Below are 22,671 nucleotides of genomic sequence, written 5' to 3'. Positions count from 1 at the left end.
GCTTCAGGACACCGTGGCAGCCATCTGCCGGGCACACACCTTGACCCGGCGCCGGTAGGCCAGCAGCAAGCCGATGTACCACAGCGGCATGACATACAGCGCCATACGCGTATCAGGCTCCAGGGCCAGCAGGCACAACACGAAGATCAGAAACAGCTGCGCCATGGCCGCCGTCGCCTTGCCACCCGGCAGCTTGAATCGGGACTGTTCATGTGCCTTGGGGTTCTGACGGCGGTAGGCGAAGTAGGACATCAGGATCAACGACCAGGTGACGATGATCATCACCGCAGAAATGGTCGACACCAGGGTGAACACGGTCATGACCTCGGGGATCACGAACAGCAGCGTCAGCGCAATCGCCATGCACACCCCCGAGAACATCAACGCCCTGACCGGCGTACCCGACCCGGACAGGCGCCCGAACGCCGTCGGTGCCTGCTGTTGATGCGCCAGGCCATAGAGCATCCGCGACCCCGAGTACACACCGCTGTTGGCGGACGAGGCCGCAGAAGTCAACACGACAAAGTTGATGATCCCGGCAGCAGCCGGCAGGCCGCCGAGCAGGAACAGCTCGACGAACGGGCTGCGATTGGCAGGCACGTTGGCCCACGAGACCACACTGATGATGCACACCAGCGAACAGATGTAGAACAGCAGGATACGCACCGGAATAGTGTTGATCGCTTTGGGCAGGGTCCTTTCCGGGTCCTTGGCCTCGGCTGCCGCCGTACCGATCAGTTCGGTGCCGACAAACGAGAAGATCGCGATCTGGAACCCTGCAAGGAAGCCGAGAATGCCGTGGGGCATGACCACACCGGGCGCCACCAGGTGGCTGAAGGAGGCCGTGACGCCGCCTGGGGAGGTGTACGACGTGGCGACCATCACCAGCCCCGTCACCACCAGCAACACGATCGCGACGATCTTGATCAGCCCGAACCAGAACTCGACTTCGCCGAAGGCCTTCACGGCAAGCATGTTCAGGCCCAGCAGCAGGAACATCGTGGTAAAGGCCGGTAGCCAGGTGGGCACGCCGGGGTACCAGTACTGGACGAAACCTGCCACCACCACCACATCGCCCACCGCCGCCACCACCCAGCTGAGCCAGTATGACCAACTGAGGATGTAACCGGCACGCGGCCCCAGGTAGTTGTGCACCAGGTCTGCGAACGACTCCATGTGCAGGTTGGCGAGCAGCATCTCACCCATCGCACGCATGATGCAGAACACGAAAAAGCCGATGATGGCGTACACCAGAATGATCGAGGTGCCTGATAGCGCGATGATCTTGCCCGCCCCCATGAACAGCCCGGTACCGATCGCGCCACTGATCGAAATGAGCTGAATATGCCTGTTTTCCAGCCGTCGCTTCAGTGTGCGGCCAGCCTCCGGAGTCGCGTCTTGGGAGTTGCACGTTGGATGCATAGTTGACCTCTTATTCTTTTTCTGTAAAACCCTCGCCCTCGTCACTGCGGCCGTTAGTTGGCACGAAAGTGCAAACGCCTTGTGATAACAAGCGTCAGGAGGTAGGGGTATTAATGCAGATGGATAAGCACGCCCCGATGAACTTTTCATCAGGCCTGATAGAGAGTGAAAGCCCACCACAAGTGCACGCCCATTGTTCGGGGAGATGCCTGGCAAGACAGTGTTAAACATGAAACACATGGCGCTGAAGCTGTTTCATTTTGCCAGCCGACAAGGTCAATCGGAACGCTACAGAGTGCGCACACGAAATGGGATATGTTGCACAGTGAAAAGCCCGGGTGACAGTTTGCTCTACGCCCCTGCCCAATCGGGTTATCGACCTGATCACATCTTGTAGGTGGAGAGCAAAATGCTGGTCTCGGTGTTTTCGATGTGCGGTATCGAGCGAATGGTGTTCAGCGCCCGGTCGAAGGCTTCGAGGGTGTCGGCCCGCAGCTCGGCCATCAGGTCCCAGCGGCCATTGGTGGTGTGAATGGCCACGACATTGGGATGCCCGCGCAGCGCGTGTTTGACCTCCGCCGCGTGATGGCCACTGATGCCGATGCTGGTAATCGCCCGCACGCCCTGGTCCAGGGCATCAGACCTCAGGCGTATCGTGTAACCGATGATCACCCCTTGGTCTTCAAGCTTGGTGATGCGGTTCTGCACCGTTGCCCGGGCGACCTTGAGCTTCTTCGCCAGGGTCAGGATGGGCGTGCGCGCATTATCACGCAGTAGCGCGATCAGTTCCCGATCTACAGTGTCCATGGTGCCTGCCAAGTAATCAGATTGTTATTCTGGGGTGGCAGATTGTCTAGAAAGTTGACGAAACTGGCAACCTGCTCTCTTCAATTTGACGCAACCTTTCATCAAAATTGTCGTGCTGGCAACCCCTCAACAATCGTAAGCGTTCACCCTGCAGCAACTGAGGTGAGAACGCACACATAAGGTGCAAGAGCATGACGTATTTCATTGATGTTCCAACCATGTCCGACTTGGTGCATGACATTGGCGTAGCGCCGTTCATGGGTGAATTGGCCGCGGCCCTGCGCGAAGACTTTAAACGCTGGCAGGACTTTGATAAGTCCGCACGCGTTGCCAGCCATTCGGACGTCGGCGTTATCGAATTGATGCCAGTCGCGGACACACATCGATATGCCTTCAAATACGTCAACGGGCACCCGGCCAACACTGCCAAAGACCTGCATACGGTCATGGCATTTGGCGTGCTGGCCGATGTGGCGACGGGGTACCCGGTGTTGCTGTCGGAACTGACCATCGCCACTGCCCTGCGCACCGCCGCAACCTCGCTGATGGCCGCACAGGCACTGGCCCGGCCGAACTCGAAAAAAATGGCGCTGATCGGCAATGGCGCGCAAAGCGAATTCCAGGCGCTGGCCTTCCACAAGCACCTGGGGATCGAAGAAATCGTCGCCTACGACACCGACCCGCTGGCCACCGCCAAACTGATTGCCAACCTCAAGGAATACACGGGCCTGACCATTCGCAAAGCCGGCTCGGTGGCAGAAGCGGTCAAAGGTGCCGACATCATCACCACCGTGACCGCCGACAAGGCCTACGCAACCATCATCACCCCCGACATGCTCGAACCTGGTATGCACTTGAATGCGGTAGGCGGCGACTGCCCAGGCAAGACCGAACTGCATGCCGACGTACTGCGCAACGCGCGCGTGTTCGTCGAGTACGAACCGCAGACCCGTATCGAAGGTGACATCCAGCAGCTGCCCGCCGACTTCCCGGTCGTGGACCTGTGGCGTGTACTACGCGGTGAAACCGAAGGCCGGCAAAGCGACAGCCAGGTGACGGTGTTCGACTCGGTGGGCTTCGCGCTGGAAGATTACACCGTACTACGGTACGTACTACAGCAAGCCGAGAAGCGCGGCATGGGTTCGAAGATAGACCTGGTACCTTGGGTGGACGAAGACCCTAAAGACCTGTTCAGCCACACCCGCGGCCGCGCTGCAAAAAGCCGTATCCGACGCGTTGCATAACTCTCCTACTCTCGGTATTCCAGATGGCATTTCCAACGCGTTCCATTCAAGCACCTGCGGCCGTGGTCATGGTCAGGCCGCACGCCTTCACCCCCAACCCGGAAACAGCAGCAGACAATTCGTTCCAGAGCACCCACCCCGACATCGCCGCCCAGGCCTTGGCCGATGTGGCGCGCGACGAGGTTACCCAGGCAGCAGGCATACTCGAAGCAGAAGGTGTACGGGTGCACCTGTTCGATGACTTCGGCGAGCAGAACACGCCGGACTCGGTGTTCCCCAACAACTGGTTCTCTACCCACCCGGGCGGCCATGTCGCGATCTATTCGATGTACTCGCGCAACCGTAGGCGCGAGCGGCGCGCGGACGTCATCGAAATGCTCAAGCATGAGTACCGCGTACAGGATGTGATCGACTATTCCGGCCTGGAGCAGGACGAGCTTTTTCTGGAGGGTACCGGGGCGATGGTGTTCGACCATCTGTCCAGGGTTGCCTATACCGCACGCTCCAACCGCGCCGACCCGATCGCCCTCGAGCGTTTCAGCACCCACTTCAACTTCGAGCCCATGGTGTTCGACACGGCAGACGAGCAAGGCACGCCGATCTATCACACCAACGTGCTGATGTGCGTGGCCACCGAGTTTGCACTGGTCGGGTTTGGCACGTTCACCAACCGCGCCCGCGCACAAGAGGTGCGCATGCGGCTGATCGAGTCGGGCCGGGATGTCATCGACCTGAGCAACCAGCAGATCAGCCAGTTTGCAGGTAACGCCATCGAGCTGTCGGGCAGGGATGGTCGGATTTTGGCGCTCTCGCGCAAAGCGTTCGACAGCCTTACCGGTGAACAGCGTCAACGCATCGAGCGTTCGGCGCGGCTGGTGCCGCTGGATGTACCGACCATTGAAATGGCCGGCGGCTCGGTGCGCTGCATGATCGCCGGGATTCACCTGTCACCGAGGGGCGCGCGTGGGGGGCGGTTGACTGAGCTGGGGTGTATTGCTGAGTTTTGAGCATCGTCTGGGAGGGTGTTGGGGATAGCGGTGCCTGTCTTGGTTTCTTTAGGGGGGCGGATATCGAGCGCCGCCCGCGCGGCGCTTCGCGAGCAAGCTCGCTCCTACATCCGTTTCGGGCCAGTAACACCTGTACCAGCGCACGCGACCGCCTTGTTTGTCCGACGCGATATTGTGACGGGCACCAAGGGGCCGCGCGCCTATATAACAGGACTCACTGGCCCGAAACGGATGTAGGAGCGAGCTTGCTCGCGATGCGCCGCGCGGGCGGCGCTCGATCTCACAGGCGCTGAAAATGCTGTGGCGAACACCTGTTACTGCACAACCCCACACGCCACGCGTGCACCGCCACCACCCAGTTTTTCGGGGTGGTCGCTGTGGTTGTCGCCACCGGCATGCACCATCAGCGCATGGCCTTTGAAGTCCTCGGCCTTGAGGCGGGGCGCAAGTACGGGGTAGGTGGCCTTGCCGTCGGCACCGACGTACAACGCCGGCAGGTCGCCACGGTGGCCGCTGTCATCGAACGGGCCCTTGTGCGCCTGGGTCGAATCCGGGTCCCAGTGGCCGCCCGCGCCACCTGCAGGCACAGGTTTGCCGTTTTCCTCGGTGGGTGCGCACGACGCATTCTGATGCAAGTGGAAGCCATGCACGCCAGGCGGCAGGTCCTTGAGATCAGGGGTCAATAGCGCGCCGTACTTGTTCTGTTCGATGCTGATGGTGCCTATCGACTTGCCTGGGCCGTCGGGGCCTGCCAGCTTGAGCTCCACCTTCTCGGCGGCCTGGGCGAGGCCTGCGCTGGCCAGCAATGCAACGAAAAGCGCTGCTTTCATGTTGTTTCTCCATGGCGTGGGATGATGGGTGTCGTACCCGGATAACAAGTGGGACTGCACAGCCCCTCAAGCATTCCATTCGGCCATAGCCTGAAACACTTTACCTGCACGAGCCTGCACCGGGCTCTAGATCCCGCCGCCAGCCAGCAACTGCGTCATGACCTCGGCCAATGCCTTGACCATCACGTCCGCCGTGGGCCGGTGCACGATGACGATCTCGTAACTGTCGACCTCGGGCAGACCTTGTTCGCCCCCCAGTACCTGGTGTTCACGCGTTGCCGCCCGAGGTGGCAGCAGGCTGATACCCATGCCATCGGCTACCGCAGCCTGGATGCCGCTGAGGCTGGAACTGGTAAAGCTGATTCGCCAGCGCCGGCCCATGCCTTCGATGGCGGTGATCATGTCGTCGCGGTACAAACCGCGCGGCGGAAAGGTCACCAACGGAATCGGGTCGAGCTCGAAAGACGGCATGCGTGCACTGTCTATCCACTGCAGGCGCTCTGGCCAGCACGCCACCCCTTCGCGGCTGTTACGCCGCTGTTTGAGCAGCACCAGGTCAAGCTCGCCATTGTCATAGGCCTGGCTGAGGTCGCGGCACAGCCCGCTGGTAACCTCCAGTTTGACCTGGGGGTGCAGGCGGCTGAACGCCGACAAGGCATTGGTGGTGCGCCCACCGACGAAGTCCTCGGGCACGCCCAGGCGCACCGTGACACCCACCATCGCCCCGGCCAACGCTTCGAGCATCTGGTCGTTCAAGGCCAGCATATGGCGGGCATAGCCGAGCAAGGTCTGCCCGGCGTCGGTCGGCAGCACATCACGGTTGCCGCGTACCAGCAGACGGTGGCCGACCATTTCTTCGAGGCGCCGCACCTTCTGGCTGATGGTGGATTGGGTCGAATGCAGCCGCGCGGCGGCGGTGGTGAAACTGCCGCAATCTGCCACCACGACAATGGCGCGCAGCAGGTCGAGGTCGAACAGGGCTCTATTCGATTTCACGCTGATAGACATCTTGATATTCAACTTCTAAATAACAAGAGTGACTTCTACCACGCTACCTGATGCCCCGCAACGCACGCCGTCAATCGCCGAGCGCCACGCCTTCGCGCCGCGGGTCGGCGCCGCCTGACCAACCGTTGGTGTCGCGCTGGATAATCTGCATGCCACTGGTCATGGTCATGGGCGTGACCTCGTGCCCCCAGGCCGCCAGTTGGCGGATCAGCGCCGGGCTGGTCAACTGTGCTTCCACCTCGGTAGCGGCATTGCGGCTGCCGAAGTTGGGCAGGCTGCTGGCCTGCTGTGGGTCGAGCTGCCAGTCCAGCAAGCCGACCAGGGCCTTGTTCACGTAGCCAATGATTTGCGACCCACCGGGCGAACCGAGGCTGGCCACCAGCTCCCCCGAGGTACGTGAAAACACCAGGGTCGGCGCCATGGCCGACAAGGGCCGCTTGCCCGGTTCGACCCTGTTCGCCACCGGCTTGCCATGCTCCTGCGGCAGGAAGGAAAAGTCGGTCAGGTGGTTGTTCAACAGGAAGCCCTTGACCATCAGGTGCGCGCCGAACGCGGCCTCCACCGACGTGGTCATCGCCAAGGCCTGCCCACTGTCGTCCACCGCAGAAAGATGCGAGGTGGAAATGCGCAGCGGCGAACGGTCAGGGGCCATGGCCAGGTCCGCGCCCTGCGGGGTGCCTGGGCGCGCGCGCTTCATGCTGTACTCGCCGATCAGCGCTGCTCGGCTGGCCAGATAGGTGGCGTCGATCAGGCCCCTGACCGGGACCGGCACGTAATCGCTGTCGGCCAGGTACTGAGCGCGGTCGGCATAGGCCAGGCGCTCGGCCTCGGCGATCAGGTGCACGGCCAGCGGCGATGCCTCCAGGCCTGCCGGGGACGCGTTCGCCAGCGGCCGCAATGCTGCCAGGTCGCGTTGTGGCGTGGCGCGCTGCACGGCTTCAAGCACGCCCAGCGTCTGCAACACCGTCACCCCACCCGACGATGGCGGCGGCATGCCGCAGATACGCCAGGCCTTGTAGGGGCCGCACACCGGCTCGCGCTCCTTGGCGCGGTACTGCTCAAGATCCTGCAACGACAGGTAACCGGCATTGGCATGGCTGCGCACCTTGGCCACGATGGCCCCGGCGATTTCACCGGTATAGAACGCCCGGGGACCGTGCGCGGCAATCTGCTCGAAGGTTTGCGCAAGCTCGGGGTTGCGCAGCGTCGTGCCCACCGGCAGCGGCTTGCCCTTTTCATCCAGGAAGTAGCGGGCCATGGAGGGTGAACGGGCAATATACGGGTCGCCCGCCACCAGGGTGTGAAGGCGTTCGGAAACCGGGAAACCGTTACGTGCCAGCGCAATGGCCGGTGCAAAGAGTTGCTGCCAAGGCAGCTTGCCGTGCTGCTCGTGAGCCAGTTTCAGCGCGCGCAGTACCCCGGGCACACCCACTGAGCGCCCGCCGATCTGCGCCGACTTGAACGGCATCGGTGAACCATCGGCTTGCAAGAACAGTTTTTCCGTTACCTGCGCCGGGGCAGTCTCCCGGCCGTCGAAAGCCTGCACGCGCTTGCCGTCCCAGTACAGGATAAAAGCCCCACCACCGATGCCGCTGGATTGCGGCTCGACCAGGGTCAGCACCATTTGCATGGCGATGGCCGCGTCGATGGCGCTGCCGCCGGCACGCAGCATCGCCCGCCCCGCTTCGGTGGCCAGCGGGTTGGCGGCGGCGGCCATATGCCGGTTGGCGTGCACCGGCTGCAGGCCAGTGCGATAGCCGGACGCCAGCTCGGGTGGTGCGGGCATCACCTGGTCGGCACAGGCCCACCCACTCGCGACCGCCAGGCACAGCGCGCTCATCAGCGGTGTGGAGAACTTCATCGTTTTGTTTCCTGCCTTGTCTATTCAGCAGACCACTGTCGGTCATGCGCAAACTTAACTTCAAGACCTGGTGTGATTTTTCTAGGATGCAGACAGGTCACCAAGGAGCCCATCCCATGCGTATACCACTCGCGACCATGCTGTTCGCCCTGTTCACCAGCCTTGCCGCCCACGCCGAGAACACCACCATGGACAAACGCCTGCACAACGCTGCCAGTCACGATGACGTGCGCACCTTGCAACAGTTGCTGACACAAGGTGCCCGACTGGAAAGCCGTGATGAGCAAGGGCGCACTGCCCTGCTGGTGGCCACTCACGGCAACCAGGTTGCGGCGGCCCAAGCGCTGATCGAGGCCGGTGCCGACGTGAACGCCAAAGACAATATTGATGACAGCCCTTATCTGTATGCCGGCGCCCGGGGCCTGAACGGCATCCTGCGGCTGACCCTGAGCCACGGTGCCGACCTCCGGAGCACCAACCGATACGGGGGAACTGCGTTGATCCCTGCGGCGGAGCGTGGGCACGTCGAGACCGTGCAGATGCTGATAGACGCCGGGGTGGACGTGAACCACCTGAACCGGCTGCACTGGACCGCGCTTATGGAGGCAGTGATCCTGGGGGATGGCGGGCCGCGGCATGTGGAGATTGTGCGCCGGCTGCTGGCTGCGGGGGCGGATCGGCAGATTGCCGACAAGGACGGGGTTACCGCGCTGGAGCATGCGCGCCAGCGGGGATACCGGGAGATGGAGGCGCTACTGACCCGCTAATTTCGAGGCAGGCACAATTCGTTTGGGCAATGGCCGGTCAGACTACTGCTTCGTACGGCAGCCCCACATAGTTCTCGGCAATGTTCAACAGCCCCGCCGGGGAGTTCAGGAAGTACTCGCGGTCTGCCTCCTGCATCTTCTGGTCCCAGGCATCCTTGTGGCTGCCGAAGTCATGCAGCAGCTGGGTCATGAACCAGCTGAAACGCTCGCCCTTCCATACCCGACGCAGGGCCAGCGGCGAATATTGCTGAAGCAGGTCGGTACGCCCTTCGCCGTACACCTTGACCAGGATGCGGTAGAGGTAGTTGACGTCCGAAGCTGCCAGGTTCAAACCTTTGGCGCCGGTGGGTGGGACGATGTGCGCAGCGTCACCTACCAGGAACAGGTGGCCGTACTGCATCGGTTCGACCACCAGGCTACGCAGCGGCGCGATGCTTTTTTCCAGGGCTGGGCCAGTGACCAGGTCAGCCGCCACCTCGGCGGGCAAACGGGCCTTGAGTTCGTCCCAGAAACGCTCGTCGGACCAGGCTTCGACCTTATCGTCCAGCGGCACTTGCAGGTAATAGCGGCTGCGCGTCTGCGAGCGTTGGCTGCACAGCGCGAAACCCCGCTCGTGGTGGGCATAGATCAGTTCGTGATTGACCGGGGGCGTATCGGACAGCAAGCCAAGCCAGCCAAACGGATAGACCCGCTCGTACTGCTTGAGCACGCCCTCGGGAATGCTCTGCCGGGAAACCCCGTGGAAACCATCGCAACCGGCGATGTAGTCACATTCCAGGCGGTGGGCCTGGCCGTCCTTCTCGAACGTCAGGTACGGTCGCTCGCCTTTGAGCTCATGCGGCTGCACATTGTTCGCCGCGTAGATGATCGGTGCCCCACTGGCTTCACGCGCCTGCATCAGGTCACGGGTGACCTCGGTCTGGCCGTAGACCATCACTGTCTTGCCGCCGGTCAGGGCCTTGAGGTCCAGCCGCTGGCGACGCCCGCCGACCAGCAGCTCGACCCCTTCATGCACCAGGCCTTCACGGTCCATGCGCGCCGCCACACCGGCCTCACGCAACAGGTCGACGGTGCCTTGCTCAAGCACCCCGGCACGGATGCGCCCAAGCACGTATTCAGGGGTCTGGCGTTCGACGATGACGGTCTCGATACCGGCATTGTGCAGCAATTGGCCGAGCAGCAGGCCAGACGGACCTGCACCGATAATTGCAACCTGAGTTTTCATTGTTGTTGTCTCTAGTCGGGCGATGCCGGCCTGGACTGGCAGTGGCCGGGCATCTGCTGTTAGGGTTTGCATCTGCATTTTTACGGGCAACGGCAGCCGTTTAAGTGTGCTATTCCATGCAAAACCTGCACTTTCACAAAAAACGTTCGATTAACGGACAGGCATCCCCGCATGAAATCCACCCTCCCCGGCATTCCGTTGTTCCAGCTGTATGGCGAAAACCAGGCGTGGCCCGGCACCGACCTGCTGCACTGCGAGTCGATCCCGGCACGCAGCCGCCTGCACCACTGGGAAATCAAACCGCACCAGCACGCCGAGCTGTTCCAGCTGTTGTATGTGCAACGTGGCCAGGCCGAGGTGGAGATCGAAGGTGTTCGCCGCGCGATCAGCCAAGCCTCGATCCAAGTAGTACCGCCATTGACCGTGCACGGCTTTCGCTTCAGTGCCGACATCCAAGGGCATGTGCTGACCTTCGGCACCGCGCTGGTGGCGGGCCTTGAGCAGCAACTGGGCGCGCCGCTGGGCATGCTTGCCGCGCCGGCGTGCTATGCGCTGGGCAAGGACCGCCAGCGTTTGCGCAGCCTGATCGACACCTTGCAGCAGGAGTACCAGGGCAATGCCCCGGCCCGGGCAACGATGCTGCAGGCGCTGGTCACAGCATTGATGGTGTGGATCAGCCGCCAGCAGCAACTGGGGCAGACGCCACGCAACCGTGACGAACGTGACCGGCAATTGCTCGGGCAATACCTGCGCCTGGTCGAGGCCCATTACCGCGAGCACCTGTCCGTGGAGGATTTTGCTGCGCGACTGAACGTCTCGAGCCTGCAGCTGAACCAGCTGTGCCGCGCTTTGAGCGGGCAGACCGCCTTGCAGGTGGTGCATCAGCGCCTGCTGCTGGAGGCGCGCCGCAACCTCCTCTATACCCGCATGAGCATCGGGCAGTTGTCGGATACCCTGGGGTTTACCGACCCGACTTACTTTGCGCGGTTTTTCAAGCGACTAAGTGGGCAGACACCCAATCAGTATCGGCGCACAGGCGTGCCAGATTAGAAACCCTCACACGCCTTCAAGCCCTGCTTGACGTATACGTCAACCTGCATTCAGGATACCTGCATACTCCACGCCGAGCCCCAGCATGAGCCTTCAGACCTACAGCATCTCCGACCTGTCCCGCGAGCTGGACATCACCACCCGCGCCATCCGCTTCTACGAGGAACAGGGCTTGCTGAGCCCAGAGCGGCGCGGCCTGGAACGCATCTATTCGGCACGTGACAAGGTCAGCCTGAAACTCATCCTGCGCGGCAAGCGCATCGGCTTCTCCCTCGCCGAATGCCGCGAGCTGATCGAGCTGTACGACCCCACCAGCGGCAATCTCAAGCAGCTCAACAGTATGCTGGTGAAAATCGCCGAACGACGCGCCCAGCTGGAACAGCAGATGCTCGACATCCACCAGATGCAGCTCGAACTCGACACCGCCCAGGAACGCTGTGAACAAGCCCTTGCCGCAACCTTGAACAATAAAGACAACCGTTGACCCGCCACAGGAAACCCGCCATGCCCTTGCCCAAAGAAGTCCGTCTGATCGAAGTCGGCCCCCGCGACGGCCTGCAAAACGAAGCCCAGCCCATCAGCGTCGCCGACAAGGTACGCCTGGTGGACGACCTCACCGAGGCGGGCCTGGCCTACATCGAAGTCGGCAGCTTTGTCTCGCCCAAGTGGGTACCGCAGATGGCCGGCTCCGCCGAAGTCTTCGCCGCAATCCAGCAAAAGCCCGGTGTCACCTACGCAGCCCTGGCCCCCAACCTGCGGGGTTTCGAAGATGCCTTGGCGGCAGGGGTAAAGGAGGTGGCGGTGTTCGCCGCAGCGTCCGAGGCCTTCTCGCAGCGCAACATCAACTGTTCGATCAGCGACAGCCTCAAACGCTTCGAGCCGATCATGGAAGCCGCGCGCAACCACGGCGTGCGCGTGCGTGGCTATGTCTCCTGCGTGCTGGGCTGCCCCTATGAAGGCACGGTCAGCGCCGAACAGGTTGCCCCGGTCGCCCGAGCCCTGCATGAAATGGGCTGCTATGAGGTGTCGCTGGGTGACACCATCGGTACCGGTACCGCCGGTGATACCCGTCGGCTGTTCGACATCGTCTCGGCCCAGGTGCCCCGCCAGCAGCTGGCCGGGCACTTCCACGACACCTACGGCCAGGCCTTGGCCAATGTGTATGCCAGCCTGCTTGAAGGCATCAGCGTGTTCGACAGCTCGGTAGCGGGCTTGGGGGGGTGCCCCTATGCCAAAGGCGCCACCGGTAATATCGCCACCGAAGACGTGCTGTACCTGCTCCAGGGGCTGGGCATCGAGACCGGCATCGACCTGGACCGCCTGATTGCTGCGGGGCAACGCATCAGCCAGGTGCTTGGCCGGACCAACGGCTCGCGGGTGGCGCGGGCACGTAGCGCACAGTAAGTCATACGGGTGTCACATGAATGTGGGTGGAGTGTTACCTCCCCCACGTTTCACAGCAAAAAATCGGGTAACAGGGAAACAAATCGACAAAATTTCAGGTCCGGCGTTTTTGCCATAAACGCTTAAGTGATTGATTTTAAAGGGTTTGCAAAAGTTGGCACGAGCCCTGCTATATCTTTGGTACAAGAACAAGAAAAACGACACACCCAATAAAAACAACAGGTAACGGCTCTGACATAACAAGAACAACACGGCAGAGGCGTAGCAAGCAGATTTTTTTGGAGTAGGCACGCTTTTCAGGGGTACGCCCCGCGGTCTGACACAGAACAATAAAACTACCTCAAGGTAGCAGCAGTCAGCACCGGACCAGTCATGGTGAAAGCAGGTCAGCGCTCAAAAAAATACGTTTGCTCTTGACCCCGCATGGGGGTCGCTCGCAACACAAAGACAGGCTTACAAAAACAACAAAAGGCCAGTCTTCAATAATAAAAAAGAGCAGGCAACATCACTTTGAGGGGAGCTTAGGCTCCCCTCAGTGCTTCCTGCCCTCCTCCTCTTCCTCCTGCTTCGCCTCATCCACTTTCTCGACCTTCTCCACCAGCAAAGGCATCGTGCCCAGCACCAGCAGGGCCAGCACCGTGCTGATCAATGCCGTGGCCTCACGCCCCATGCCGGCAGCCGTGCCGATGGCGGCGGTCATCCACAACCCGGCAGCGGTAGTCAGCCCTTTCACGTGGCTGGTGTCCTGGCCGTTACCCTTGAGAATGGTCCCCGCGCCCAGAAAGCCGATACCGGCGACAATGCCCTGGATCACCCGGCTAAGCGCCTGCTCGTCAGCGCCGGCCATGCTCGGTGACAACACAAACAGTGCAGCGCCAAGCGAGACCAGCATGTGCGTGCGCACGCCGGCTGACTTGCCTTTGTGCTCGCGCTCGAAACCCAGTACCGCACCGAGCAGCGCGGCCATCAGCAGGCGCACGAGGACCTGGGTCACTTCGCGCTCGTCGGTGATGTCGGCGAACTCGGCTTGTATGGCCTGCCAGATGGGGTGCCACCAGGGGTTCATAGTGATGCTCCTCGAACGGGCCTGGCGTGCGGCCCTTCTGAGGGTTGACCCACTGCGCGCTGACAAGTGCGATGCCGCCCGCCCGGCGGAACGATGCAGCAACCTGCCGTGTACTGCGGTCACAACCTGTAACCGCCACCAGGAGGATATTCCCATGCCGGTTGAAATCGACGAAAGCACCCGCCGCTGCACCCTGATCGGCGACGATGTGCATCTGGAAGGCGATGGCCCAGCCATTGAAATCATCACCGACGAACAACTGCGCATGTCGGTGGCGCTGCTCGCCGGGCAACGCGTACCAATCACCGAGGCGGAGGCCGATGCGCTGACCGTGGCGGGTGCGGTGGATAGCCGCAGGCATCTGAAGACCAGCGTGCCAGGCTCGGTAATATGAGGCCTGGCGGCCTTTAGCTGCGCATCTGATACGGTTTTTATCGCAAAACCTGAGCCTGTGCTGATAACAGCTCGGGGGCCATAGTGCTCATGCCTGATCGAGGCCTGATGAGCACCGAGCCATGAACGATAGAATTCAATTTACCGAGATTGCCGCGCCCGTAGTCACCGCCGCCAAACGCCCTGTCGACAGCGGCATTCACACCCGCAGTTTCACCGGGCTGTACCGCAACCTGCGCATCGGCTTCGCCGGGCTGTTGTTTCTCCTGTTTTTCGGCACCGTCTGGCTCGACTGGAACGGCCGCCAGGCCGTGCTGTGGGACTTGAGCAGCAGCAAGTTCCATATCTTTGGCGCCACCTTCTGGCCGCAGGACTTCATCCTGCTGTCGGCGCTGTTGATCATCTGCGCCTTCGGCCTGTTCGCCATCACTGTCTACGCCGGCCGTGTGTGGTGCGGTTACAGTTGCCCGCAAAGCACCTGGACCTGGCTGTTCATGTGGTGTGAAAAGGCCAGCGAAGGCGACCGCAACCAACGCATCAAGCTCGCCGCAGCGCCCTGGGGCCTCGAAAAGCTGGCCCGCCGCGCGCTGAAGCACGGGTTGTGGCTGGCCATCGGCCTGCTCACCGGCCTGACCTTCGTCGGCTACTTCACCCCGATCAAGCCCCTGGCGGCGGAGCTGTTCACCCTGCAACTGGGCGGCGTCGCGCTGTTCTGGGTGCTGTTCTTCACCGCTGCCACCTACATCAATGCCGGCCTGCTGCGCGAAGCGGTCTGCCTGCACATGTGCCCGTATGCCCGTTTTCAGAGCGTGATGTTCGACAAAGACACCCTGGCGGTGGCCTACGACCCGCGTCGGGGCGAAAGCCGTGGCCCGCGCAAGAAAAGCAGCAACGCCCAAGCCCAAGGCCTGGGCGACTGCATCGACTGCACGATGTGCGTGCAAGTCTGCCCCACCGGCATCGATATCCGCGACGGCCTGCAAATGGCCTGTATCGGTTGCGCGGCCTGCATCGATGCCTGCGACGGGGTCATGGACAAGATGGGTTACGCCCGCGGCCTGATCGGTTACAAGTCCGAACACAGCCTGCAGGGCGGCACCACCCACTGGCTGCGGCCGCGCCTGCTGGGCTATGCCGCCGCGCTGGTGGTGATGGTCGGCGCACTGGTACTTGCCTTGCAGTGGCGCCCGATGGTGTCGCTGGACGTGATCAAGGACCGTGGCCTGTTCCGCGAAAACGCCCTGGGCCAGATCGAGAACATCTACCTGCTCAAAGTCATCAACAAGACCGAAAGTACCCAGCGCTATCACCTGCGGTTGCTGGACGCCGACGGCTTCACCCTGCAGGGCAAGACCGAGTTCATCATCCCGGCCGGCGAAATGAGCGAACTGCCTGTCTCGGTGGCGATGCTCGCCGAGCGACCCACCAGCAGCTCGCAGACCTTGAGTTTCGAGGTGCAGGACAGCGACGAACCTGCTGTACGCAGTGTTGCCCAAAGCCGCTTCGTCGCGCCGATGAACCGCTGATCCCTTAAACTGTTTGTCCACCTTGCCTGCCAGGCTTCGACAGAAGGCCAGAATGAAACGCTACGAACGATTCGCCGACGACATTGCCGAACTGATCCGCTCGGGTGTGCTGGGCCCCGGCCAGCGCGTACCCTCGGTACGCTATGCCAGCCAGACCCACGGGGTCAGCCCGTCCACGGTGTTCCAGGCCTACTACCTGCTTGAGCGGCGCGGGCTGATCCGCGCACGGCCGCGCTCGGGGTATTTCGTCAACGCCCATGCACCGCGCCAGTTCAGTGAGCCGCAGGCGTTGCAGCCGGTCAGCGAGTCCACCGATGTCGACGTCAGCGCGTTGGTCTTCTCCATCCTCGACTCGATCAAGGACCCCAACACCGTGCCGTTCGGCTCGGCGTTCCCAAGCCCCGAACTGTTCCCGCTGCAGCGCTTGTCCCGCTCGCTGGCCAGCGCCAGCCGCGCGATGGACCCGCGCATGGTGGTCACCGACCTGTCCCCCGGCAACCCCCAGTTGCGCCGGCAGATCGCCCTGCGCTACATGGTCGGCGGGCTGATGCTGCCGATGGAAGAGCTGTTGATCACCAATGGCGCACTCGAAGCCCTCAACCTGTGCCTGCAGGCCGTGACCGAACCCGGCGACCTGGTGGCGATCGAAGCACCGGCCTTCTATGCCTGCCTGCAGGTGCTGGAACGGCTGAAACTCAAAGCGGTGGAAATCCCCGTTCACCCGCGCGAGGGCATGGACCTGAGCGTGCTGGCGCAGACCCTGGAGAAGCACCCGGTCAAGGCCGTATGGTGCATGACCAACTTCCAGAACCCGGTGGGTGCGAGCATGCCGGAGGCCAAGAAGCAGGCGCTGGTCGAGCTGCTGGCACGCCACCAGGTGCCGCTGATTGAAGACGACGTCTATGCCGAACTGTATTACGCGCAACAGGCGCCCAAGCCAGCCAAGGCCTTCGATAAGCAGGGCCTGGTGATGCACTGCGGTTCGTTCGCCAAGAGCCTGGCGCCCGGTTACCGGATCGGTTGGGTGGCCGCCGGGCGCTTTGCCCAGAAGATCGAACGGCTCAAGCTGATGACCTCGCTGTGCGCCTCGATGCCCGCCCAGGCAGCCATCGCCGACTACCTGCAGCACGGTGGCTATGACCGCCACCTGCGCAAGCTGCGTTACGCCCTGGAAGGCCAGCAAGCCAACATGCTCGCAGCCATTTCCCGGTACTTTCCGGCACAGACGCGGGTCAGCCAGCCTTCCGGCGGCTACTTCCTGTGGCTCGAACTGCCAGAGCAGATGGACGCACTGAAGCTGTTTCACATGGCCTTGGCCCAAGGCATCAGCGTTGCGCCGGGGCCGATCTTCTCGCCAACTCGACGCTTCGGCAATTGCATCCGCCTGAATTACGGCAGCCCCTGGCATGACGGTGCCGAACGGGCGATGGAGACCTTGGGGCGCATCATTCGTTCATTTTGATGGCTGGGGGATTGTGGCGCGACTATAGTTGTGCGACCCGTTCAACGGATCGACAGCATGCAGCCAGTCACTCAACCCACCTACGACCAGCTGCAGGCACGCGTCGCGGAACTGGAAGCCTTGCTGACCGAGCGCGAGGACATCGCGCAGGCCAACAACAAACTGCTCGGTGAACTGGTCGACAGCAGTCTGGCCAACGTGTTTGCAGCTGACCGAAAGATGCGCCTGCTGGCCATCAACCGCACTGCCCGCGAAACCTTCGAGCGTTGGCGCGGCTATGTGCCAAAAATCGGCGATTATGTGCCGCAGTTCCTTGCCAACCAGCCCGACATCATGGGCCGGTTGGCCCCGGTATGGCCACGCCTGCTGGCGGGCGAAGCGTTCATCGATACGATTGCCCTGGGGCCACCTGATGCCCTTCGCCATTACGAAATCCGCTACACCCCGCTGCGCGATGCGCAGCAGCGCATTCAGGGCGGTTACATGTTCGCCTATGACATTACCGAACGGATTGCCGAACAGGAACGCCTGCGCCAGACCGAAGAGGCATTGCGCCAATCGCAGAAAATGGAAGCAGTCGGCCAGTTGACCGGCGGCATTGCCCATGATTTCAACAACCTGCTGGGAAGCATTCTTGGTGCACTGGAGCTGGCCGAACAACGACTGAGCCAACAGCGCTACTTCGATACGGCCAGGATGCTCGAAGTCGGCAAGCACAACGCATTGCGCGCGGCCTCGCTGGTGCAGCGCCATTTTCGCGCCAGCAGACATTGCTGGCGCACCCGATCGATGTGCAGCTGCTGGTGGCTGACATGAACGACCTGATCCGTAGCTCGATCGATTCGCACATCGACTTTCAGGACCTGACCCAGGCAGGACTGTGGTCGATCTGCATCGACCCTCAGCAGTTGGAAAATGCCCTGCTCAACCTGTGCATCAACGCCCGCGACGCCATGCCCCTGGGCGGCACATTGTGCATTGGCTGTGAAAACACCGAACTCGACAAGGACCAGGCGAGCCGCCTGGACCTGCCGCCGGGGCAGTTCTTGCACATTCGCGTGGACGACACCGGCATAGGCATGAGCAAGGACATTGTGCAGCGTGCGCTTGATCCCTTCTTCACCACCAAGCCCATGGGCCAGGGTACTGGCCTTGGATTGTCGATGGTCTACGGCTTTGTGCGCCAGTCGGGCGGCCAGTTACGCATCGACAGCACGCCGGGCCAAGGCACCACCGTTCACCTGTATCTGCCTCGTGAAGAAAGCATCACGCCCCCGGCCCCCTGTGCTGCGCCCGAAGACACGCTCGAAAAGCCGCAGCACAGGCCTTATCGAATCATGCTGGTTGAAGATCAGGCGACCATGCGCCTGGTGCTCAGCGAAGTGCTGCAAGAACTGGGGCACGAGGTCCAGGTTTGCGAGGACGGCCTTAGCGCCTTCAGTGCATTGCGGGAGGGGCCGTTGCCGGACTTGCTGATCACCGATGTCGGCCTGCCCGGAGGCATCGATGGGCAGCAACTCGCCGGGGCCTACCGAAGCCTTGCCAGTGAGGCGCCGGTGATACTGATCACCGGTTATGACATCACCAGCAGCATGGCCAAAAGTTTGCCCGCAGGCCCCACCGAGGTGCTTTGCAAGCCGTTCGAGCTCAAGGCACTTGCGCAGCGCATCGATCGCCTGCTGGGCGTTACCGCGCATTTGCGTTGAGCGGCTTTTCGCCCTCGCCGTGAACGCGTTAAAGTCTGGGCCTCATATTTCGTCGGACGTCGGCATGCCTTCCCGCGACCTGCATTCCCTGCGCCAGCAAATCGAACAGCTGCAGCAACGTAACGCTCTGCTGGAGTCGCAGCTGGCGTGCCACCTGGAAAACGATCAGAACCTCTACCGGTCGTTGTTCGACAGCATGGACGAAGGCTTCTGCATCATCGAGTTCTTCGATGGCCCGCATGGCCCACTGAGCGACTATGTCCATGTCGTGGCCAATGCGGCTTACGCGAAACATGCCGGCATCGCCAACGTGGTCGGGCAAAAGCTGCGCGAGATGGTACCCGACGAAGCGGATGACTGGGTTGCCCGCTATGGCGCAGTACTGCGCACCGGCGAGCCACTGCACTTCGAGCAGGAGCTGGTTGCCACGGGCCATGTGCTTTCCGTCACCACCTTTCGCGTCGAGCCCGCCGAAAAACGCCAGGTCGCAGTCCTGTTCAAGGATGTCACCGAACGCCGACGTGCGGAGCTTGCCCTTCAGCGCCTGAATGAAGAGCTCGAACAGCGGGTCAGCGCCGCGCTGGCGGAGCGCCGGCTATTAGCCGAGGTGGTCGAACACAGCCTTGCCAACGTGCACATGATCGACAGCAATTTGCGCTGGCTGGCGATCAACCGGCAGGCCAAGCGCGAATTTCATTACCTGTATGGCGCCACCCCTGAGGTGGGCGACTACCTGCCCGCGCTGATGGGCGATGATGACACCGACCTGAACCTGGTCATGCCTTTGTGGCAACGCGCGCTGTCGGGCGAGCAGTTCACCTTGACCCAGCGTTTCGGCAAAGGGGCTGCACAGCGGCATTACGAGCTGCGCTTCAATTGCCTGCGTGACTCTGATGGCGCCATCCAGGGCGCCTACCTGTTCGCTTATGACATCAGCGAACGGGTCGAAGCCCAACAGCGTCTGCTCAAAGCTGAGGAGGCGTTGCGCCATGCCCAGAAGATGGAAGCCGTGGGGCACTTGAGTGGCGGCATTGCCCATGACTTCAACAACTTGCTTGGCAGCATCCTTGGTGCCCAGGAGCTGATGCAAAAACGCCTGAAGCAGGCGCGTTACGATCAGCTTGGCAGCCTGCTGGAGGCAGGCCAGGGCGCGGCGCAGCGAGCATCCGCGGTGGTCCACCGCCTGTTGGCATTTTCGCGCCAGCAGACCCTGCAACCGCAGCCCACCGATGTGACCCATCTGGTAAACGCCATGGAACAGCTGATTCGCGGCAGCATCGGCCCGTCCATCCTGCTGCACAGCCACCTCCCCGCGAACCTGTGGCCAACGTTCATCGATCCGCCACAGCTGGAAAACGCTCTGCTCAACTTGTGCATCAACGCCCGTGACGCGCTGCCTGCCGGGGGCGCAATCACCCTGGACGGCGAAAACGTGACGCTTGACCTGCCGCTTGCCAAAGAACTCGACCTGCCTGCGGGCAATTACCTGCGCCTTCGGGTCAAGGACAATGGCCGAGGCATGTCAGCGGAGGTGGCGGCACGCGCAGTCGACCCGTTCTTCACCACCAAGCCGATGGGCCAGGGCACTGGCCTTGGGCTTTCCATGGTCTACGGTTTCGTGCGCCAGTCGGGCGGCCAGCTGCGCATCGTTTCCAAGCTCGATGAAGGTACGCAGGTCGTGCTGTACCTGCCGCACCACCTTGATAGACACACGACGAACAGCAACGATTCCCCGACTGCCCTGCCGACAAAACCCAAGAGCATGAGCGCCGGGCACATCGTGCTGGTGGAAGATCAGCAACCCCTGAGCCTGATCATCAGTGAAGTGCTGGAGGAACTCGGCCACGAGGTGCGGACATTCGCCAACGGCCCCAGCGCGCTGGCCTATCTGGGCAACTGCCAACCCCCGCAGTTGCTGATCACGGATATCGGCCTGCCCGGCGGGCTCAATGGCCGTCAAGTCGCCGAGCAATGCCGCGTGCTTCACCCGCATATCAAAGTGCTGTTCATTACGGGTTACGATGAAAGCGCCGTACTCAGCAACGGTCAGCCATTGGAGGCTTCCAGCGTGCTGACCAAACCTTTCGACCTGGCTGCACTGTCGGATAGAGTCGCACAGCTGCTGATTAACTAACGGCCACTGGATAGGGATGGAGCGCAAAGGATGCCCAGTGACTCTCGCTTGAGCACTACCGATGAATTGAATTTTCTACGCCAACGGGTCGATCAACTCGAACGGCGCAATACCGAGTTGAGCAGCGAATTATCGCGGTTGCATGAGCGCACCCAGGAGGCGGAAGGTTACCGATTCCTGTTCGAGAACATGGAAGAAGGCTTCTGCATCATCCAGTTCATCGACGGCCCTCTGGGGCCATTGAGCGATTACGTGCACTTGATGGCCAACCCCGCTTACTGCCGCCATGCCGGGCTGCCCGATGTGGTGGGCCGCACCCTGCGTGAAGTGATCCCCGACGAGGCCGAGGTCTGGCTCGACTATTTCGGTACGGTGGAGCGCACCGGCAAACCCCTGTATTTCGAGCACGAGCTGCTGGCCACCGAGCGCTGCCTGGGCCTTGCGGCAATCCGTATTGAGCCTGCTCACAATCATCAGGTTGCGGTGATCTTTCGTGACGTGACGGCACGCAAGCGCGCTGAAAGCGCCCTGCAACACCTCAACGCAGAGCTCGAACAGCGCGTAGAACTGGCCGTGGCGCAGAGCCAGAAGGCCGAGGAAGCGTTGCGCCAGGCGCAAAAGGTCGAAGCCGTGGGCCAGTTGACGGGGGGCATCGCGCACGACTTCAACAACCTGCTTGGCGGCATCCTCGGCGCTCTGGAACTGGCCAGAGACAGGCTTGCAGCCGACCAGCGCAAAGCAACGATCAGCCCGCTGCTCGACAGCGCCCACGGCGCTGCGCAACGTGCTGCAGCGCTTGTGCATCGGCTACTGGCGTTCTCCAGGCAGCAAACCTTGCAACCTCGCCCGACGGATGTCGCCGAGTTGGTCAGTGGCATGCTGGACCTGATCAGCCGCAGCACCGGCCCCCACATCGCAATCGACTACCAGTGCAAAGACGCCCTCTGGGCGGTACGTATCGACCCTCCTCAGCTTGAGAGTGCCCTGCTCAACCTGTGCATCAATGCCCGCGATGCCATGCCCAATGGCGGCCGGGTCCATATCGCGCTGTGCAATACCTCGCTGACGCTTGAACACGCCAGCGAGCTGGAACTGGCGCCTGACGACTATCTGTGCCTGAGTGTCGAAGACACGGGTGGCGGCATGACGGATGACACGCTCAGCCGCGCGGTGGACCCTTTCTTCACCACAAAGCCACTTGGCCGCGGCACAGGCCTGGGCTTGTCGATGACCTACGGATTTGTGCGGCAATCCGGCGGGCAGTTGAAAATCACATCGACGCTTGGGCACGGCACACAGGTGCTGCTGTACCTGCCGAGGTACCACGCGCAACCTGCCCCTGCCGCGCTCAAGCCCCAGGCGCCGGCAGCGCGCCCGAGCAGCGGCGCCGCAAAGCGGATCGTCGTGGTCGAGGATGTAAGCGCGATGCGCCTGGTCATTGCAGAAGTGCTGCATGACCTGGGCCATGAGGTGCAGATGTACGAGGATGGCCCCATGGCGATTGCCGGCCTGGAAAACCAGCCGCCACCCGACCTGCTGGTCAGTGACGTGGGCTTGCCGGGCGGCATCAACGGGCGCCAGTTGGCCGACCGGCTGCGCCTACGCTACGTCGGCCTCAAGGTGCTGTTCGTCACAGGTTACGACGAGAGCACGGCGCTTGGCCAAGGCGACCTCGATACGGACATGCGTGTGCTGACCAAGCCCTTTACCCTTGAGGCGCTTGCCGAGCAGGTCGGCCAGTTGCTGGAAGGCTGATAGC

At 62.0% G+C, this 22,671-nt stretch carries 18 protein-coding genes and 1 pseudogene; 12 read left to right on the top strand and 7 right to left on the bottom strand.

The window, feature by feature from the left end; translation table 11 throughout:
• Positions 1-3: 3 nt before the first annotated feature.
• Both DJ563_RS05390 and DJ563_RS05385 read right to left on the bottom strand, forming a co-directional pair.
• On the bottom strand, positions 4-1,422 hold the full coding sequence (locus tag DJ563_RS05390) for an amino acid permease (protein ID WP_434518970.1): 1,419 nt from the start codon (positions 1,420-1,422) through the stop codon (positions 4-6).
• 384 nt (positions 1,423-1,806) lie between these two features.
• Positions 1,807-2,229 carry an Lrp/AsnC family transcriptional regulator gene (locus DJ563_RS05385; RefSeq protein ID WP_274100308.1) on the bottom strand — a complete coding sequence of 141 codons (423 nt, stop codon included), beginning with the start codon at positions 2,227-2,229 and terminating at the stop codon, positions 1,807-1,809.
• 191 nt (positions 2,230-2,420) lie between these two features.
• On the opposite strand from DJ563_RS05385, the gene DJ563_RS05380 reads away from it, so the two are divergent.
• Both DJ563_RS05380 and ctlX read left to right on the top strand, forming a co-directional pair.
• Positions 2,421-3,473: an ornithine cyclodeaminase gene (locus tag DJ563_RS05380; RefSeq protein WP_274100307.1), complete on the top strand. Its 1,053-nt coding sequence runs from the start codon at positions 2,421-2,423 to the stop codon at positions 3,471-3,473.
• A gap of 23 nt (positions 3,474-3,496) precedes the next feature.
• The gene (gene ctlX, locus DJ563_RS05375) at positions 3,497-4,480 is read left to right on the top strand and encodes a citrulline utilization hydrolase CtlX (RefSeq protein ID WP_434518969.1); all 984 of its coding nucleotides are present in this window, start codon (positions 3,497-3,499) and stop codon (positions 4,478-4,480) included.
• Positions 4,481-4,794: 314 nt separating this feature from the next.
• Here ctlX and sodC read toward each other — a convergent pair whose 3' ends face one another.
• The 3 genes from sodC to ggt all read right to left on the bottom strand — a co-directional run bounded on the left by sodC (position 4,795) and on the right by ggt (position 8,179).
• The gene (gene sodC, locus DJ563_RS05370; RefSeq protein WP_274100345.1) at positions 4,795-5,310 is read right to left on the bottom strand and encodes a superoxide dismutase [Cu-Zn] SodC; all 516 of its coding nucleotides are present in this window, start codon (positions 5,308-5,310) and stop codon (positions 4,795-4,797) included.
• 126 nt (positions 5,311-5,436) lie between these two features.
• On the bottom strand, positions 5,437-6,318 hold the full coding sequence (locus tag DJ563_RS05365; RefSeq protein WP_033697476.1) for a LysR substrate-binding domain-containing protein: 882 nt from the start codon (positions 6,316-6,318) through the stop codon (positions 5,437-5,439).
• Between the two features lie 70 nt (positions 6,319-6,388).
• A complete protein-coding gene (gene ggt / locus DJ563_RS05360; protein ID WP_434518968.1) occupies positions 6,389-8,179 on the bottom strand; it encodes a gamma-glutamyltransferase in 1,791 nt (596 codons plus the stop codon).
• Between the two features lie 116 nt (positions 8,180-8,295).
• Here ggt and DJ563_RS05355 point away from each other — a divergent pair, with 116 nt between their 5' ends.
• The gene (locus tag DJ563_RS05355) at positions 8,296-8,946 is read left to right on the top strand and encodes an ankyrin repeat domain-containing protein (RefSeq protein WP_274100347.1); all 651 of its coding nucleotides are present in this window, start codon (positions 8,296-8,298) and stop codon (positions 8,944-8,946) included.
• 37 nt (positions 8,947-8,983) lie between these two features.
• Here the strand turns inward: DJ563_RS05355 and pobA are convergent, their stop codons facing one another.
• Complete coding sequence (gene pobA / locus DJ563_RS05350; RefSeq protein ID WP_274100348.1) at positions 8,984-10,171, bottom strand: 4-hydroxybenzoate 3-monooxygenase; 1,188 nt, start codon at positions 10,169-10,171, stop codon at positions 8,984-8,986.
• 171 nt (positions 10,172-10,342) lie between these two features.
• Between pobA and DJ563_RS05345 the strand changes: the two genes are divergently transcribed.
• The 3 genes from DJ563_RS05345 to DJ563_RS05335 all read left to right on the top strand — a co-directional run bounded on the left by DJ563_RS05345 (position 10,343) and on the right by DJ563_RS05335 (position 12,625).
• Positions 10,343-11,221, top strand: a complete 879-nt coding sequence (locus DJ563_RS05345; RefSeq protein ID WP_095065137.1) for a helix-turn-helix domain-containing protein — start codon at positions 10,343-10,345, stop codon at positions 11,219-11,221.
• 85 nt (positions 11,222-11,306) lie between these two features.
• Positions 11,307-11,705: a MerR family transcriptional regulator gene (locus tag DJ563_RS05340; protein WP_027593543.1), complete on the top strand. Its 399-nt coding sequence runs from the start codon at positions 11,307-11,309 to the stop codon at positions 11,703-11,705.
• Between the two features lie 20 nt (positions 11,706-11,725).
• A complete protein-coding gene (locus tag DJ563_RS05335; protein WP_434518967.1) occupies positions 11,726-12,625 on the top strand; it encodes a hydroxymethylglutaryl-CoA lyase in 900 nt (299 codons plus the stop codon).
• Positions 12,626-13,157: 532 nt separating this feature from the next.
• On the opposite strand, the gene DJ563_RS05330 is transcribed toward DJ563_RS05335, so the two are convergent.
• On the bottom strand, positions 13,158-13,691 hold the full coding sequence (locus tag DJ563_RS05330; protein ID WP_047583760.1) for an MgtC/SapB family protein: 534 nt from the start codon (positions 13,689-13,691) through the stop codon (positions 13,158-13,160).
• A 154-nt stretch (positions 13,692-13,845) separates the two neighbouring features.
• On the opposite strand from DJ563_RS05330, the gene DJ563_RS05325 reads away from it, so the two are divergent.
• From DJ563_RS05325 to DJ563_RS05300, 6 genes and pseudogenes are all read left to right on the top strand, one after another.
• Complete coding sequence (locus DJ563_RS05325; RefSeq protein WP_033697462.1) at positions 13,846-14,085, top strand: DUF3203 family protein; 240 nt, start codon at positions 13,846-13,848, stop codon at positions 14,083-14,085.
• Positions 14,086-14,206: 121 nt separating this feature from the next.
• Positions 14,207-15,610: a cytochrome c oxidase accessory protein CcoG gene (gene ccoG, locus DJ563_RS05320; protein WP_434518966.1), complete on the top strand. Its 1,404-nt coding sequence runs from the start codon at positions 14,207-14,209 to the stop codon at positions 15,608-15,610.
• A 52-nt stretch (positions 15,611-15,662) separates the two neighbouring features.
• Positions 15,663-17,072 carry a GntR family transcriptional regulator MpaR gene (gene mapR, locus DJ563_RS05315; protein WP_274099419.1) on the top strand — a complete coding sequence of 470 codons (1,410 nt, stop codon included), beginning with the start codon at positions 15,663-15,665 and terminating at the stop codon, positions 17,070-17,072.
• A gap of 57 nt (positions 17,073-17,129) precedes the next feature.
• Positions 17,130-18,778 (top strand): annotated as a pseudogene (locus DJ563_RS05310) (ATP-binding protein).
• A gap of 64 nt (positions 18,779-18,842) precedes the next feature.
• Positions 18,843-20,912, top strand: a complete 2,070-nt coding sequence (locus tag DJ563_RS05305; protein WP_434518965.1) for a PAS domain-containing protein — start codon at positions 18,843-18,845, stop codon at positions 20,910-20,912.
• A gap of 30 nt (positions 20,913-20,942) precedes the next feature.
• Positions 20,943-22,667 (top strand): ATP-binding protein, encoded by a 1,725-nt coding sequence (locus DJ563_RS05300; RefSeq protein ID WP_434518964.1) that lies wholly within the window; start codon positions 20,943-20,945, stop codon positions 22,665-22,667.
• Positions 22,668-22,671: the final 4 nt, after the last annotated feature.

The organism is Pseudomonas sp. NFX1, from assembly GCF_051123555.1.
GTDB classification, from domain to species: domain Bacteria; phylum Pseudomonadota; class Gammaproteobacteria; order Pseudomonadales; family Pseudomonadaceae; genus Aquipseudomonas; species Aquipseudomonas capeferrum.
Note: the sequence above shows the minus strand (reverse complement) of the source record. Positions and strands in the feature narration are given on the sequence as shown.